At 60.6% G+C, this 16,070-nt stretch carries 17 protein-coding genes and 1 pseudogene; 16 read left to right on the top strand and 2 right to left on the bottom strand.

The window, feature by feature from the left end; genetic code table 11:
• The 7 genes and pseudogenes from ADK28_RS29935 to ADK28_RS08875 form a co-directional block, all read left to right on the top strand.
• Window positions 1-118 (top strand): annotated as a pseudogene (locus tag ADK28_RS29935) (ABC transporter ATP-binding protein); the annotation flags it as partial.
• Window positions 111-824, top strand: a complete 714-nt coding sequence (locus ADK28_RS08900; protein WP_033640203.1) for an ABC transporter ATP-binding protein — start codon at window positions 111-113, stop codon at window positions 822-824. The pseudogene ADK28_RS29935 and the gene ADK28_RS08900, both read left to right, overlap by 8 nt.
• A gap of 76 nt (window positions 825-900) precedes the next feature.
• Window positions 901-2,010 (top strand): branched-chain amino acid ABC transporter substrate-binding protein, encoded by a 1,110-nt coding sequence (locus ADK28_RS08895; RefSeq protein WP_370531000.1) that lies wholly within the window; start codon window positions 901-903, stop codon window positions 2,008-2,010.
• 18 nt (window positions 2,011-2,028) lie between these two features.
• The gene (locus tag ADK28_RS08890; RefSeq protein WP_016927618.1) at window positions 2,029-2,520 is read left to right on the top strand and encodes an L-2-amino-thiazoline-4-carboxylic acid hydrolase; all 492 of its coding nucleotides are present in this window, start codon (window positions 2,029-2,031) and stop codon (window positions 2,518-2,520) included.
• A complete protein-coding gene (locus tag ADK28_RS08885; protein ID WP_048795467.1) occupies window positions 2,517-3,743 on the top strand; it encodes a Zn-dependent hydrolase in 1,227 nt (408 codons plus the stop codon). Before ADK28_RS08890 ends, ADK28_RS08885 begins: the two co-directional genes overlap by 4 nt.
• An 83-nt stretch (window positions 3,744-3,826) precedes the next feature.
• Window positions 3,827-4,174 carry an ArsR/SmtB family transcription factor gene (locus tag ADK28_RS08880; RefSeq protein WP_004938187.1) on the top strand — a complete coding sequence of 116 codons (348 nt, stop codon included), beginning with the start codon at window positions 3,827-3,829 and terminating at the stop codon, window positions 4,172-4,174.
• Window positions 4,175-4,177: 3 nt separating this feature from the next.
• Window positions 4,178-4,711, top strand: coding sequence for an SRPBCC family protein (locus ADK28_RS08875; RefSeq protein WP_048795466.1), 534 nt, complete (start codon window positions 4,178-4,180; stop codon window positions 4,709-4,711).
• Here the strand turns inward: ADK28_RS08875 and ADK28_RS08870 are convergent, their stop codons facing one another.
• Entirely contained in the window at window positions 4,712-5,740 is a 1,029-nt protein-coding gene (locus ADK28_RS08870) for a transporter (RefSeq protein WP_016927615.1), read from the bottom strand. It lies immediately after the preceding gene.
• 186 nt (window positions 5,741-5,926) lie between these two features.
• Between ADK28_RS08870 and ADK28_RS08865 the strand changes: the two genes are divergently transcribed.
• From ADK28_RS08865 to pbpG, 6 genes are all read left to right on the top strand, one after another.
• A complete protein-coding gene (locus ADK28_RS08865; protein ID WP_048795465.1) occupies window positions 5,927-7,537 on the top strand; it encodes an inorganic phosphate transporter in 1,611 nt (536 codons plus the stop codon).
• A 26-nt stretch (window positions 7,538-7,563) separates the two neighbouring features.
• On the top strand, window positions 7,564-8,478 hold the full coding sequence (gene ppk2 / locus ADK28_RS08860; protein ID WP_048795464.1) for a polyphosphate kinase 2: 915 nt from the start codon (window positions 7,564-7,566) through the stop codon (window positions 8,476-8,478).
• A 120-nt stretch (window positions 8,479-8,598) separates the two neighbouring features.
• On the top strand, window positions 8,599-9,024 hold the full coding sequence (gene nudI, locus ADK28_RS08855) for a nucleoside triphosphatase NudI (protein ID WP_048795463.1): 426 nt from the start codon (window positions 8,599-8,601) through the stop codon (window positions 9,022-9,024).
• A gap of 163 nt (window positions 9,025-9,187) precedes the next feature.
• Window positions 9,188-10,273, top strand: coding sequence for an acyltransferase family protein (locus ADK28_RS08850; protein ID WP_048795462.1), 1,086 nt, complete (start codon window positions 9,188-9,190; stop codon window positions 10,271-10,273).
• Window positions 10,274-10,538: 265 nt separating this feature from the next.
• A complete protein-coding gene (locus ADK28_RS08845; RefSeq protein ID WP_048795461.1) occupies window positions 10,539-11,525 on the top strand; it encodes an MsnO8 family LLM class oxidoreductase in 987 nt (328 codons plus the stop codon).
• 232 nt (window positions 11,526-11,757) lie between these two features.
• Entirely contained in the window at window positions 11,758-12,594 is an 837-nt protein-coding gene (gene pbpG / locus ADK28_RS08840) for a D-alanyl-D-alanine endopeptidase (RefSeq protein ID WP_048795460.1), read from the top strand.
• A 255-nt stretch (window positions 12,595-12,849) separates the two neighbouring features.
• Here the strand turns inward: pbpG and ADK28_RS08835 are convergent, their stop codons facing one another.
• Window positions 12,850-14,154, bottom strand: a complete 1,305-nt coding sequence (locus ADK28_RS08835; RefSeq protein WP_048795459.1) for an aminotransferase class I/II-fold pyridoxal phosphate-dependent enzyme — start codon at window positions 14,152-14,154, stop codon at window positions 12,850-12,852.
• A 66-nt stretch (window positions 14,155-14,220) separates the two neighbouring features.
• Between ADK28_RS08835 and ADK28_RS08830 the strand changes: the two genes are divergently transcribed.
• From ADK28_RS08830 to ADK28_RS08820, 3 genes are read left to right on the top strand one after another with little or no spacing between them, the layout of a single operon-like run.
• Window positions 14,221-14,475: a hypothetical protein gene (locus ADK28_RS08830; protein ID WP_048795458.1), complete on the top strand. Its 255-nt coding sequence runs from the start codon at window positions 14,221-14,223 to the stop codon at window positions 14,473-14,475.
• On the top strand, window positions 14,472-15,188 hold the full coding sequence (locus tag ADK28_RS08825; protein ID WP_033640193.1) for a glutamine amidotransferase: 717 nt from the start codon (window positions 14,472-14,474) through the stop codon (window positions 15,186-15,188). The genes ADK28_RS08830 and ADK28_RS08825 overlap by 4 nt, the downstream gene beginning before the upstream one ends.
• A 3-nt stretch (window positions 15,189-15,191) precedes the next feature.
• Window positions 15,192-16,034: a PfkB family carbohydrate kinase gene (locus tag ADK28_RS08820; protein ID WP_048795457.1), complete on the top strand. Its 843-nt coding sequence runs from the start codon at window positions 15,192-15,194 to the stop codon at window positions 16,032-16,034.
• The last annotated feature ends 36 nt before the right edge of the window (window positions 16,035-16,070 follow it).

Genomic DNA, 16,070 nt, shown 5'->3' with positions numbered 1-16,070 from the left:
GTGCGATCGCCTGACGGTGCTGGACTACGGCAAAGCGATCGCCGAAGGCGAACCGGCGCAGGTGCGGCGCGAACCGGCGGTCATTCAGGCCTATCTGGGAGGCGGCGCGCATGTCTGAAGCCCTGCTGAGCGTTAAACATCTCAAAGTGTCTTATGGCGGCATTCATGCGGTCAAAGGCATCGATTTCACGGTGAACGCCGGCGAACAGGTGACGCTGATCGGCGCCAATGGCGCGGGCAAGACCTCCAGCCTGCGAGCGCTGACCGGCCTGCAGCCGTTCGAAGGCGACATCCTGTTCGACGGTTGCTCGATTCGCGGCGCGCCGCCGCACCGGTTGCTGCAACGGGGGCTGGTGATGGTGCCGGAGGGACGCGGCATTTTCACCCGTTTGACGGTGCGGGAAAACCTGCAGCTCGGCGCCTATGCGCGGCGTGACAAATCGGCGGTGCGGCAAGATTTCGAACGGGTGTGTGCCATCTTCCCGCGGCTGAGCGAGCGCCTGCACCAACCGGCCGGGCTGCTTTCGGGCGGTGAACAGCAGATGGTGGCGATGGGCCGCGCGCTGCTCAGCCGCCCGCGGCTGCTGATATTGGACGAACCCTCGATGGGGCTGGCGCCGATTGTGGTGGAAGCTATTTTCACGGTCATCAAGCAGTTAGCCCGTGACGGCGTCACGCTGCTATTGGTCGAGCAGAACGCGCGCCTGGCGCTGGAGTCCACCGATCGCGCCTACGTGTTGGACAGCGGCAGCCTGAGCCACAGCGGCCGTTCCGCCGAGATGCTGGACGATGAAAAAATCAAACAGATCTATTTGGGTGAATAACCGTTGTTTCTTTTAACCGCACCAGGAGTATGACATGCAACAGAGCATTCGCATCAAACCGTTGGCGCTGGCCGCCATGACAATGATTCTTAGCCTCCCGGCGCTGGCGGCCGACACCGTGCTGATCGGCCTGGCCGGGCCGCTGACCGGCCCTTCCGCGCGCATCGGCAAAGATCTCGAAAACGGCGCGCAACTGGCGATCGCCGACGCTAACGCGCAGAAACCGACGCTGAACGGCAAACCGGTCACCTTCAAACTGGTGTCCGAGGACGACCAGTCCGACCCGCGCACCGCCGTGGCCGTGGCGCAACGTTTGGTCGACGAAGGCGTCGCCGGGGTGGTCGGCCACTGGAACACCGGCACCAGCATCCCGGCGGCGCGCATCTATCACGACGCCGGCATCGCCCAGGTGGCGCCGGTCGCCACCGGTCACGGCTATACGCAACAGGGTTTTGACACCAGCTTTCGCGTGATGGGCCACGACGACGACGGCGGCAACTATGCCGGGCAATATGCGGTGAAAACGCTGAAAGCCCAGCGCATCGCGGTGATCGACGATCGCACCGCTTTCGGCCAAGGGCTGGCGGACGAGTTCATCAAATCGCTGCAGGCCCAGGGCGTGCAGCCGGTCGCCCGCGAGTATGTGGATGACAAGACCGTCGATTTCAGCGCCGTACTGACCACCGTGCGCAGCAAAAACGCCGATCTGATCTTCTTCGGCGGCGTAGATTCCCAGGCGGCGCCGCTGGCGCGCAAACTGAAGCAGCTGGGCATGAACGCGCAGCTGATGGGCGCCGGCGGCTTTGTCAGCCAAACCTTCCTGACGCTGGCGCAGCAAGAAGGCGAAGGCGTCGTCGCGTTGGAGCCGGGGCTGCCGCTGGAACAGATGCCGGGCGGCAAGGCGTTTGAGCAAGCCTACCGCGATCGTTACCACACTCACATCGAACTGCATGCGCCCTTCGCCTACGACGCCACCCGGGTGCTGATCGCCGCCATCGAACAGGCCGGCTCGGCCAACCCGGCCGATTATCTGCCGAAACTGCGCGCCATACATTATCAGGGCGTGACCGGCGCCATTGCCTTCGATGCGCAGGGCAACCTGCAACAGCCGAGCTTCACCCTGTACCGGGTAGTCGACGGCAAATGGCAGCCGCAAACCGTGTTGGGCGGCGCCAAACCACAATAAATCAAGAGGAGCAAGGCGATGAGCTGTGCAAATAACGAATTGGGCATTTTGGCCCGCAGAAAGATCGAGGCGGAAATCATCAAACCGATCTACCAGATTCTGGTGCGTGAAATCGGCAAGACGCGCGCTCAGGCAGTGATCGGCGAAGCCATCGAGAATGCCGCCATCGCGGCGGGCAAACAGTTCGCCGCTCAGGAACCGAACGGCGCGGATCTGCGCAGCTTCGCCGCCTTGCAGTACCTGTGGGAAAAAGACGATGCGTTGCGCGTCGAGGTGATCAATCAGGACGAACAGCACTTCGACTATAACGTCACCCGCTGCCGCTACGCCGAGATGTATCATGAGATGGGGTTGGGAGACATCGGCCACCTGCTCTCCTGCGCTCGCGACAGCCAGTTTATCGTCGGCTATGCGCCTGACGTTGAACTGCAGCGCACCCAGACCATCATGTCCGGCGCTCCCTGCTGCGATTTCCGTTACGCCGCCAAAACGCCGGGAGAAAAGCCATGACGCATCGGGTCAACGGCGAGCGCCTGTGGCAAAGCCTGCAGGCGATGGCGCAGTTCGGCGCCATCGCTGACAACGGCGTCACCCGCCTGGCGCTCAGCGAAGAGGATCGTCAAGCGCGCGACCAGCTGCGCCGGTGGGCGCTGGAGGCCGGTTGCAGCGTGCGCGTCGATCGGATGGGCAACATGTTCCTGCGCCGTGAAGGCGCGCGGCCCGAGCTGGCGCCGGTTGTCACCGGTTCTCACGGCGACTCGCAACCCCGCGGCGGCCGTTTCGACGGCATCTACGGCGTGCTGGCCGGATTGGAGGTGATTCGCAGCCTTAACGATCGGCAGATCGTCACCGAACGCGCGATTGAAGTGATCAACTGGACCAACGAAGAAGGCGCCCGCTTTGCGCCGGCGATGATCGCCTCCGGCGTGTTCGCCGGGGTATTCGACCTGGAATACGGTCTGACGCGCCGCGACGAGCACGGCGTCAGCCTCGGCGAGGCGCTGGAGCGCATCGGCTACGCCGGCGAGTATCCGGTGGGCGGCACGCCGATCCATGCCGCCTTCGAGTTGCACATCGAACAGGGGCCGATTCTGGAAGCGGAGCATCTCGACATCGGCGTGGTGACCGCCGCACAAGGGCAGCGCTGGTATGAACTGGAGGTCGTCGGCTTCAGCGCCCATGCCGGCACCACGCCGATGGACCGCCGCCGCGACGCCCTGCTGGGCTTTGCGGCGCTGGTCACGGCGGTCAACCGCATCGGTTGGGATTTCGCGCCCGACGCGCGCGCCACGGTGGGCATGGCGCAAATTACCCCCAATTCACGCAACGTGGTGCCGGGGCGCGTCTTTTTCAGCGTCGAATTCCGCCATCCAGAGGAGTCAATTCTGGAGCAGATGGAGCAGCGCCTGCGGGCGGCGGTGAACGCCGTCAACGACGGCGGCCTGACCGCGCGCGCCGAGCGCATCTTCCAGTATCCCCCGATCGCTTTTGATCGGGGCTGCATCGACAGCGTACGTCAAGCCGCGCAAGCGTTGGGCTATCGCCATCGCGACATGATTTCCGGCGCCGGCCACGATGCCTGTTACCTTAACCGCGTCGCCCCGACCGCCATGATTTTCATTCCCTGCGTGGACGGCATCAGCCACAACGAGCGGGAAGATATCACCCCCGCCTGGGCCGCCGCCGGCGCTGACGTATTGCTGAACGCGCTGCTGGCGCACGCCGGCGCCTGATCGTCGCCCCGGTTTTTCGCCGGGGCAAAAAAATATTCAACAAAACGGTTGAATATTAGCCCGCCTGTTCTATATTCAACCATATGGTTGAATTATCTTCCTCACAGCTGGACGCCATTTTTCATGCGCTGGCCGACCCGACCCGCCGTTCGATGTTACGCGCGCTGGCCGGCGGTGAGCGCAGCATCGGCGAACTGGCCGCGCCGTTGCAGATGTCGTTCGCCGGCGCCTCCAAGCACGTGAAAGCACTGGAACATGCGGGCCTGGTGCAACGCACCGTGCAAGGAAGAAACCATATCTGCCGGCTCGAACCCGAGCCTATGGCGCAGGCCATGCACTGGCTGCAAACCTATGAACATTTCTGGACTGAACGGCTGGATGCGCTCGAACAGGCGCTGCTGCAGCCCGAACAGCTTCCTCCCAAGGAGTGAACCATGAATGATTACGGCATGATTATCGAACCCGGCACGCTGCGCATCCAGCGGCTGCTGCCCGGCCCCATCGAGCGGGTGTGGGCTTACCTGACCGAATCCGACAAGCGCGCCGCCTGGCTGGCGGCCGGCGCCATGAAGTTGGAAAACGGCGCGCCGCTGGAGCTGGAGTTTCGCAATTCCGATCTGGCGGGCGAGCACGAGCAACCGCCGGCCAAGTACAAACAGCACGGCGGCTGCGTCAGCAACCGCGGCCACATCACCTGCCTGTTCCCGCCGCGCCTGCTGAGCTTTACCTGGGCCGAACAGGATCAGGGGCGCCCTTCCGAAGTGACCTTCGAGCTGACGGAACAGGGAAACGCGGTGCTGCTGACGGTCACCCACCGGCGCTTGGCCAACCGCGACGAGATGCTCAGCGTCGCCGGCGGCTGGCACACCCATCTGGATATTCTGCTGGATCGCCTGCACGATCGGGCGCCGCAGCCGTTCTGGAGCACCCATGCCCGGCTGGAAGAAGAGTACCGCGCCCGCCTGTAATTACGACTCGTCCCGGCGCCTGAACGCCAGATAACCGGCGATCAGCGTAAAACTGCCGACCAGCAACACCAGCAGGATAAAACCGTGGTGATTGCTGGCCAGCGGTATCCCCCCGACGTTCATGCCGAAGAAACCGGCGACGATGTTGATCGGCAACGCCAGCACGGTGATCACCGTCAGGGTGTAGAGCGTGCGGTTATTCTGCTCCATCAGCTTGGCGCCCAGCTCTTCCTGCAATAGCCGGATGCGTTCGGTCAGGCTGGCGAGATCGTTCAACACCACGGTGAACTCTTCGGTAAACTGCCGCAGATCTTGCACCACCTCGCGGCTCAGCCAGGCCGGCGGCCGGTTCAACAGCCGAAACAGCGCGGCCGGTTCCGGCGCCAACAGGCGCTGAAAGCGCAATAACATGCGGCGCATGCGCCCCAGCTCGGCGCGATTGCGTTTGACGCGGCGGGTCAGCAAGCGATCCTCGATGGCATCAACATACTGGTTAGCCTGCCGCACCACCTGTTCCAGCACGTCCTCCTGCTCTTCCAGCAGGTGCGCCAGCAGCTCGGTAGACGACGCCAGCTCCAGCGCCGTCAGGCGACCAAGCAGCCGTTCAATCAATCGCACCGGTTTGTGACGCACGGTGACCACCAGCCCACGGCAGCAATAGAGCCACAGCGTCGCCGTTTCCGGGTTGCTGTCCTCAGGGTGGAAAATCACGTCGTTGAGCACCGCGAACAGATCGTCGCCCTGGCGCTCGATGCGCGTCGTGTGGGAACCATGCCGAATTTCATGGAAGAAAAAATCGGAAATGGCGAAATGGTTTTTCAGCCACTTCTCCGCCGCCGCGTGGTTGAGATTGAGGTGCAGCCAGACAAAGCCGTCGCCGGACGGCAAAGCCTGGTAAGCCTGGCAGACCTGTTGTGAGTTCAGGCGCGCCGGAGGTTCACCGGAACGAAACACATGGCCGTAGATCAGCCCGGTCACTTCATCATCGAAATCAAGCTTGTGCATCTTTTCCGCTAACCGTTGCACCATAACGCCTTATCCTGCCTGTTGCCGTTAACCCAAGACCGTCCCCGCTGTTATAACAATCTTTATTTATCGGCGTTAATGATTTTCGCCGTTCCCGATGATTAATATTTTCGTCATAAAAAGGCCACATTCATTCAGAATACTTTTCAGGCGACAGCTACCGCATTCAATCCTTTCAGGAAGGTCATTATGAGCGATAACAGCGCCGTTCAAACGGGTGTGCCAGCCGCATCCAGCCTGCCCAAGCTGCATCAAAAGAACAGTCGACTCACTGTTCTTTTTTTTGTGTTCTTATTAATTCTGGGGATCGCGTTTGCCGGGGTGAACTTATTTAACGACGTCAGCGACGCCGGCGCCGTCTATACCAGTTACATTCCGTTTTTATTATTGGGGCTGGCGCTGCTGATCGCGCTGGGCTTTGAATTCGTCAACGGCTTCCACGATACCGCCAATGCGGTCGCGACGGTGATTTACACCCACTCGCTGTCGCCGATGGTCGCCGTGGTGTGGTCCGGTTTCTTCAACTTTCTCGGCGTGTTGCTCTCCAGCGGCGTGGTGGCCTTCGGCATCATTTCGCTGCTGCCGGTTGAGCTGATCCTGCAGGCCGGCACCGGCAACGGTTTCGCCATGGTGTACGCCCTGCTGTTCTCGGCCATCATCTGGAACCTCGGCACCTGGTGGCTCGGGCTGCCCGCCTCGTCGTCGCATACGCTGATCGGCTCGATTATCGGCGTCGGCGTGGCCAACGCTCTGATCCACGGCCGCACCGGCACCAGCGGCGTGGACTGGGGCCAGGCGATCAAGGTGGGCTACGCGCTGCTGCTGTCGCCGGTGATCGGCTTCGTGTTCGCCGGCCTGCTGCTGCTGGCGCTGAAGCTGTTCGTCAAGAACCGCCAGCTGTACAGCGCGCCTAAAGACAATAGCCCGCCGCCGCTGTGGATCCGCGGATTGCTGATCCTCACCTGTACCGGCGTTTCCTTTGCCCACGGCTCCAACGACGGGCAGAAAGGCATGGGCCTTATCATGCTGATCCTGGTGGGCACCATGCCGATCGCCTACGCCCTGAACCGTTCGATGCCGCCGGAGCAGATCCCCCGGGTGGCGGCGCTGGCGGAAGTAACTAAAAACGAGCTGCTGCGCCAGTTCCCGTCCAGCGGCCAAACGCCGCCGCGCGAGGTGCTGACCGGCTATGTGCGCACCAGCGAACTGACGCCGGAGGTGGTGCCGGCGCTGGCGCAGCTGGCCGGCGCGATCGGCGATCAAATCCGTCAGTACGGCTCGGTCGACAAGATCCCGGCGCAGGCGGTGTCGAACACCCGTAATGACATGTACCTGGCGTCCGAGACCATCAAGCACCTGAAGGCAGAGCGTCAGTTGCAGATCAATCCCGATGCGCAGCGCAACCTCGACGCGTTGAAAGGCGAACTCGACAACGCCACCCGCTTCATTCCCTTTTGGGTGAAAGTGGTGGTGGCGATTGCGCTGGGGCTCGGCACCATGGTTGGCTGGCGCCGCATCGTGGTGACGGTGGGCGAAAAGATCGGTAAATCGCACCTGACCTACGCCCAGGGCGCCAGCGCCGAACTGGTGGCGATGACCACCATCGGCGCGGCCGACGCCTTCGGTTTGCCGGTTTCGACCACGCACGTACTTTCGTCCGGCATCGCCGGCACCATGGCCGCCAACCGCTCCGGCCTGCAGATGGCCACCCTGCGCAATCTGCTGATGGCCTGGGTGCTGACGCTGCCGGCCTCGGTACTGCTGTCGGCGGTGCTGTACTGGATCTTCAACCATTTCTAACACCGGGCTGACACGGAGAAAATCTGATGACCATGCATGAATTCAACCGCGATGACGGTTTCAACCAGCGCCTGCTGCAAGAATTTTACGACAGCTACGATGAAGAGCTGGAAATGGAGCTGGACGACCTGCGCTTCGACGCGGCAGAAGTCGACAGCGACGCGAAGAAAGCCTGGCGCAAACAATACTTCCGCGAACTGCTGCGCCTGCAGGGTGAACTGGTGAAGCTGCAGGATTGGGTGATGCGCACCGGCCACCGGCTGGTGATCCTCTTCGAAGGCCGCGACGCCGCCGGCAAGGGCGGCGTGATCAAACGCATCACCCAGCGCCTCAACCCGCGCACCTGCCGCGTGGCGGCGCTGCCGGCGCCGAACGACCGCGAACGCACCCAGTGGTATTTTCAGCGCTATATCGCGCATCTGCCCGCCGCCGGCGAAATGGTGCTGTTCGACCGCAGCTGGTATAACCGCGCCGGCGTGGAACGCGTGATGGGCTTTTGCAACGACGAAGAGTACGAGGAGTTTTTCCGCAGCGTGCCGGAATTCGAAAAAATGCTGACGCGCAGCGGCATCCAAATCGTCAAATACTGGTTTTCGATCACCGATGAGGAGCAGGAGCTGCGTTTCCTCAGCCGCATTCACGATCCGCTCAAGCAGTGGAAGCTCAGCCCGATGGATCTGGAAAGCCGCCGCCGCTGGGAAGACTACACCGAGGCCAAAGAAATCATGTTAGCGCGCACTAACATTGCCGAGGCGCCCTGGTGGGTGGTTCAGGGCGTCGACAAGAAAAAGGCCCGCTTGAACTGCATCACCCACCTGCTGCAGCAGGTGCCTTATGAAGAAGCCGAAAGCAACGTCATCACGCTGCCGCAGCGCAAACGCAGCCCGGAATACCACCGTAGCCCGGTGCCGGACAACATGGTGGTGCCGGAAATCTACTGACCGTAGCGCAGAGAAGCGGTTACCGCTTCTCTGTACGAAGACAACGCTTTGATTTCTCTCACGCTACTGTGCCAAACCCCATGTTAAAGTGGTTGTTTTCCATTTTGACAGGAGTCTTCCATGCGCCAACGCATCATTGTCTGTCCGCTGATTGAAAACGATAACGCCTTTCTGCTGTGCAAGATGGCGGCGCACAAAGGCGTGTTTCCCGGCCAGTGGGCGCTGTCCGGCGGCGGCGTCGAGCCGGGTGAACAAATAGAACAGGCGCTGCGGCGCGAAGTGCGCGAAGAGTTGGGCGCCGCGCTGATCCTCGACAACATCACGCCCTGGACCTTCCGCGATGACGTGCGCATGAAGACCTACGCCGACGGCAGCCAGGAGCAAATCTACATGATTTACCTGATTTTCGACTGCCATGCCGCCAACCGCGACGTGACGATCAACGACGAGTTCGACGACTACGCCTGGGTGCCGCGCGAGCGTCTCGCGGACTACGATTTGAACGAGGCCACCCGCTTCACCCTGCAGCAACGCGGGCTGTTGTAGTCATTACAGCAAGGGTACAACGGGTATCGTTCTGTAACGGGGAGTGATGACAGAACGAGCCCGCCCCATTCTGAGGGAAACGAACGCCAGAGCAATTACCTTCCGGTCCTGCATCGACAATGTTAATATACTGACAGATAAATTTTAATAATGTGGTTTATTAATGAAAGCTATTACCATTGATCAATTTATAAAAAGAGAAAACAACAACCTTGATTTAGTTAGAATTCTGTGTGCTTATTTTGTTATCTATGCCCACGCTTTTGTCTTATCTCCATCCGAGGGAAGTAATGACATCTTATACAAAATAACCTTGCTGGGGCATATTTCATTCGGTGGCTTAGCCGTAAAAACCTTTTTCCTAATCAGTGGCCTACTCGTTACCAATAGTCTCCTTGCCAATGGCAGAATAATAAATTATGTTAGCTCACGCTTTCTCAGGGTTTTTCCGGCTTATGCGCTAACGGTCATCATATCAGCACTCATTATTAGCCCTTGGTTAAGCACATTAAGTCCTTCCGATTATTTCACATCAAGTGACGTTTGGTCTTATGTCGTTAAAACATTAAAACTCGATGTTCAGTACCACCTCCCTGGTGTCTTTAGCAGCAATGCCTCCAACGCCGTAAACGGCTCGCTTTGGACTATCCCTATGGAAGTGAAGGCATATTCTTACCTGCTCTTAATATACTTGGTCAGTCTTATCTTTGGCCCCTACAAGAAGCTATTTATCGCATTCATATCCATCGTTATACTCGTTGAGCCTTTTACTCCGTTAAAAGGTCATCTGATCGTGAAATCAGATAGTCCAAGCATCTATTTACTTTATCCTTTTTTTGCAATAGGTTGCCTTCTGGCAATACTGAAAGATCGGGCAACTACTCGCGACCTGTTGGCGACAGCCATTATCGCACTCCTCGCTTTCTTTATCGTCGACGATGAGATCGGCAAGACCGCGCTATTTTATGTCTTCTCTTCCATTCTCTTGTTATACTGCGCATCGACGCCCTATATGAAAAGGTTGAGGATAAAAAATGACATCTCCTACGGCATTTATCTTTGGGCATTTCCAATACAGCAAGTCATCGCATCCATATTTGTGGCCTCGCCATACATTAACATGTCGATATCAATGATAGCCTCAAGTATTTTTGCCTATTTGAGTTTCAAATGGATAGAAAGTCCGGCAATGAAAATCAACAAAAGGCTGCAGAAAAATTACGTATCACTGCAAAGCGATCGCGTTTAAAAAACTGTACCTGTCAGCTTATTAAAGAAGCAGGTTTTTCCGAACGGGTATTTTAGAAATGTTAACCTCAAACACGCCTCTAAAATACCCGGGGTCGTTTACACCGAACGACGCTCAACGCTTCGTTATTTGAACCGTTTTGCCGTCCTGCGCATATCTAAATCCGTTTTGGATCAATGGAATATTCTATCTCCAATCAGTATTAAGCCTCGCGCCGCCCGCATGGTATTTGTCAGGCATATCTGATGATGAAAGGAGCGGGAAAATGGCTTATGCCTTGAGCATATTGGAAAAAAGTCCGATCGCCGACGGGGAAAGTGCCGCGCAGGCGCTGGCGCGCACGCTGCATCTGGCGCAACAGGCGGAACGCTGGGGGTATCGGCGTTTCTGGCTGGCGGAGCACCACAACACGCCGCAGCTTGCCTGCCCGTCGCCGGAGGTGCTGATCGGTTACCTGCTCGGCCAGACGTCGCGCATCCGTATCGGCTCCGGCGGCGTGATGCTGCAACACTACAGCGCCTACAAAGTGGCCGAAAACTTCAACCTGCTGGCGGCGCTGGCGCCGGGGCGCGTCGATCTCGGGGTAGGCAAAGCGCCCGGTGGTTTGCCGCTTGCCACCCAGGCGCTGCAAGCCGCCCATGACCGGCAAAATAAACCAGCCTTCTCACAGCAGTTGTCGCAGCTGACCGCCTACCTGAACGACGACGCCGAACCCGGCCTGAGCGCCACGCCGTTGCCGCCGCACGGCGCTCAGCGCTTTCTTCTCGGTGCCAGCAAAGAGAGCGCGACGCTGGCGGCCGAGTCCGGCTGGATTTTCGTGTTCGCCGCGCATCTGAACAGCAATCCGCAAGACATTCACGAAGCGCTGGCACACTACGCCGCACACAGCGGCGGCCGCAAGGCGCTGCTGGCGGTAGCGGCGATCGTGGCGCCAAGTGCGGAACAAGCCGCGGCACTGGCGGCGGACATTCGGCAATACCGCGTGCACGTCGCCGGTGAGCAGAGCGTGACCGTCGGCAGCCTGGCGCAGGCAGAGAGTTTCGTGCAGCAGGCCGGCGCCACCGACTACCGCATCGAGCCGCGGGAAAGCCATATCCTGCTCGGTACCGCGCCGCAGGTACATCAGCAACTGGCGCTGCTGCAGCAGCAGTACGGCGTGGACGAGTTCATCATCGACACGCCGATCGGCGAACCGAGCGCCCGGCTCACCTCGCTACAGCTGCTGGCGGAGGAGAGCCTGACGCTGGCCTAGTTGATCGCCGCGCTGGCCCGCATGGCGTCAGACAGATCCTGCGCCGGCATGGCAAGAGCTGGGCGCCGCGAGAACGTCTCGCGGACTACGATTTGAACGAGGCCATCCGCTCACGCTGCGACAAAAAGGATTGTTGTAACAGTTTGAGCGATTATCGCCCTATTTTCTTCACATTTGCCGGGCAGACTCTTTTGATATTTTTTAATCACTTAGGGTCACTATTGCCGCCGTTATGCTTTTATCTCACGTTTTTCTCCGTCTGCCTGTCCGGCGCTTCGGCGCCGCCCTCCTGTTCAGCCTGCTGTTCGTTTTGGCGCCCGCGCATGCGGCTGCGCCGCCGCTGGTGCTGAATGCCAAATCGGTGCTGGTCGTCAATCAACGCACCGGAAAGACCCTCTATCAGAAGCAGCCGAATCGCGTGCTGCCGATCGCCTCACTCACCAAGCTGATGACCGCTATGGTCGCCCTGGACAGCAAACGTCCGATGGCCAGCAAGCTCAAAGTCACCGCCGCCGATCGCGATCTGCTGAAGAAAACCCATTCGCGCCTGACCATCGGCTCGGTGCTCAGCCGCCGCGACATGCTGCACATCGCCCTGATGTCTTCGGAGAACCGCGCCGCCGCCGCGCTGAGCCGCAATTATCCCGGCGGACGCAAGGCCTTCGTGGCGAAAATGAATCAGAAAGCGCGCGCCATGGGCATGAAACGCGCCCGCTTCTACGATCCGACCGGGCTGACGCCGCGCAATGTGGCGAGCGCCAACGATCTGCTGAAGATGGTCAATCACGCCTATCGCTATCAGTCGATTCGCCGCTTCAGCACCGACAAGCAGCAGATCGTACGCCCTGGCCGCGGCCAACTGGTCTACCGCAGCTCCAATGGCTTAATCAATAACCCGGCCTGGAAGATCCAGCTGCAGAAAACCGGCTTTACCGACGAGGCCGGTCACTGCCTGGTGATGCGCACCACCATCAAGGGGCAGCCGGTGGTGATGATCCTGCTTGGCGCTCAGCCGCGCTACGGCCATTACCGTGACGCCATTCGTCTGAAGGCCTGGCTGGAGGGGTAACAGCGCGGTGTTTTGCCGTCCTGCGCCGTTTTGGATCAATGGAATACCCTATCGCCAACCAGTATTAAGCCACTCACCGCCCGCAGGGTATTTGTCAGGCATGTCTGATGATGAAAGGAGCGGGAAAATGGCTTATGCCTTGAGCATATTGGAAAAAAGTCCGAGCGCCGACGGGGAAATCGGCACGCCGATCGGCGAACCGAGCGCCCGGCTCACCTCGCTATAGCTGCTGGCGGAGGAGAGCCTGACGCCGGCCTAGTTGATCGCCGCCCCGGCACGCATGGCGTCGGTCAGATCCTGCGCCAGTGGCGCCAACTGCGCCGGCGTGACGTTAGCCAGGCTGACGCGGAGCGCCGGGCCGCCCTTCAGGCGGAAAGGTTCACCGCCCTGCACCAACCACCCCCGCTGCGCCATCAGCTGCGCGGCGGCGGTTTCCGACCGCACCGGCAACCACAGATGCAGCCCTTCACCCACCGCCAGCGCCGTGTGATTCAATGCATTGAGCCGCTGCACCAGTTCATCCCTTCTAGCCTGATATGCCTGTTGCGCCCGCTGCAGTTGCCCTTCCTGCAAGGCCTGTCTCCACAGCCTGGCGGCGATCTGCTGCAAGATATGGCTGACCCAGCGTTCGCTGATGTACTGATCGGCGCGCATCGCCTGCAGCAACGTCGGATCGCCGCAGGCCAGCGCGATGCGCAGATCCGGGCTGAGAAACTTGCTCAGCGACAGCACATACAGGCCGCGATCGCCGTCGAACGGCAAATGCAGCGGCTGCTGCGACAACGGCCCCCAGAAATCGTCGACGATCGCCAGACACTGCGGGTTGTCGCGCAGAAAACGCCGCCACTGCTGCGCGCGCTGCGCAGAGAGCGAGGCCCCGGTCGGATTGTGGGCGCGCGGCGTCAGGATCACCGCGCCGGCCGCCCCGCTTTCCGGCAACCGACAGCCCTGTTCATCTACCGCCAGCGGCTGCGGCCGCAGGCGCAGGTGGCGCAACAGCGTCAATAGCGGCGGCCAGCAGGGATCTTCCACCCACACCGCCGCGCCCGGCTGCACATGGCAGCGCAGCGCCTTTTCCATCGCATCCAGCGCGCCAGAGAACACCGCCGGCTCCCCCAGCGCGACGCCCTGGCGGCTGAGCCACTCGCGCCCCATACCGGTCAATACCGGCAGATCACCGCTGATGTCATAACCATTTTGCTGCGGGAACGCCTCCGCCGCGCCAAGCGCCAACGCCGGCAACAATGCGGCATCCAGATTGCCGCTGGCAAGATCGCACATCCCCGCCGGCACCTGACGCGGCACATAGGCCGCACTCACCGCCGCCAGCGGCGGCTCCAGCACCACCGTTCCCGCCCGCCCGCGCGTCGCCACCAGACCGGCATCGCGCAATCGGGCGTAAGCGCTGGCGACGGTATTCGGATTGACCTCCAGCTCCGCCGCCAGTTGGCGTACCGGCGGCAACAGCTCACCTGGCCGCAGCGCGCCGTCTTTGATGCGTGCGGCGATCTGCTCGGCAATCTGGACAGCGCCGCCGCCTTTTGCATACAATGAAGTCATACATAAATCCTTTTGTACTAGTTCAAATAATATTACCCGTTTCCGCGGCCAAAAGTAAGGGGTTCCATGGATAAACATTACGTGCTCGACATTCAGTATGCAGGAAAAGCCTTTGCCCGCCTGCAGATGTTCACCCCCTGGGCAGCCGATCAGCTGGAACAGGCGTGCGCGCTGTTCCCGGCCGCGCAGGGTTATCAGGTGCAGCTCAGCCAGGTCAGCGAACGCCGCATCGTCTACCAGAGCGGCGCGCAAGGCATCACGGTGCTGGGCGAGTCGCTGGCGCTGACGCCGTTCACCCACGCTAGCGAGGTTCAACAATGAAAAAAGCCGTCGCCATTCGACACGTCAATTTTGAAAACCTGGGTATCCTCGGTTCCCTGCTCTCACTGCGTGGCTATCAGATCGATTATTACGATGCCGGCCGCGATGATATTCGTGCTATCAATAATGAAGAGACCGATCTGTTGGTGGTGCTCGGCGGGCCGATCAGCGCCGCCCAGCACTTTTCCGGTGAGCAGCGCTACGATTTTCTCGACCATGAATTGGCGCTGGTCAAACAGCGCCTGGCGCAGCGGCGACCGACCCTCGGAGTGTGTCTCGGCGCGCAGGTGATCGCCCAGGCGCTGGGCGCCGACGTGATCTCGCTCGGCGTCAAAGAGATCGGCTTCGCCCCGCTGACCACGCTCGCGGCACAAGACGACTCGGTGCTGGCCCCGCTGGCCGATACGCCGGTGCTGCATTGGCACGGCGATATGTTCATGATCCCGGACGGCGCCCGCTGCCTGGCCGGCACGGCGATTTGCCCGCATCAGGCTTTCGACTATCAGGGGTTCGCGCTCGGCCTGCAGTTCCATCTGGAGGCGGATCACCGCGATATCGAACGCTGGCTGATTGGCCATGCCTGCGAGCTGGAACTGGCCGGCGTTGCGCCCCAGAGCCTGCGCGAACAGGCGGCGCGCCACGGCGCGCAGCTGGAACAACGCGCGCGGCAGGTGTTCGCCCGCTGGCTGGATAATAACGAACCAAGGATGTAACTCATGCAACAGTCTTCACCCTTGCGGTCACCGTCCATCGACGTGATCAGCATTCAATCTCAGGTGGTCTACGGCAGCGTCGGCAACGGCATCGCCTACCGCGCCCTGCTGAAAAAGGGGCTGGAAGCGCTGCAGGTGCCGAGCGTGCTGTTCGGCTGCCCGCCCTATTACGGCAAGCCGCACGGCGGCGTCATCTCCGGCGAGTGGTTCGGCGGCTTTCTCGACGATCTGATTGCCCGCGGCGTGATGAAGCGCACCCGGGCGGTGATCGTCGGCTACCTGGGCGACGTGATGCAGTGCCATATTCTGGCCAACTGGCTGCAGCGGGTGCGCTCGCTCAATCCTCAGATAAAAATCTATATCGATCCGGTGATGGGCGATTACGGTGAAGGGATCTACGTGGATGAGCGCATCGTCAACTGCTATCGCTCGCCGTTCCTGCGGCTGGCCAACGGCCTGACGCCGAACGGCTTTGAACTGGAACAGCTGTGCGGCCGACAACTGAGCAGCCGGGAGCAGACGCAGCACGCCGCGCAGGCGCTGTTGAACGACACCACCGAATGGGTGCTGGTCACCAGCGCGCCGGGCGTCGCGCAGCGCGAAGACGAGGTGGGATTGATGCTGGTCACCCGGCAGGAAACACAGTGCTTTACCCATCCGAAGGTTAAATCGGCGGTCAAAGGCACCGGCGATCTGTTCACCGCATTGCTGGTCAGCCATCTGCTGCGCGGCGCTGCGCTCGACGCGGCCGTGGTCGCCGCCGGGGGTGAAGTGTGCGACGTGCTGGCCGAAGCAGCGCATTTCGGTTGGGAAGAAATCGGCAGCCTGCGGGCGTTAAAGCCGTAAGGCCGGTGGAGAGTCAGGGGCAGCATGCCGCCCCTG

Origin of the sequence: Serratia sp. 506_PEND (assembly GCF_001076875.1) — a bacterium.
GTDB lineage: Bacteria > Pseudomonadota > Gammaproteobacteria > Enterobacterales > Enterobacteriaceae > Serratia > Serratia marcescens.
This window is presented reverse-complemented; position numbering and strand designations above follow the sequence as displayed.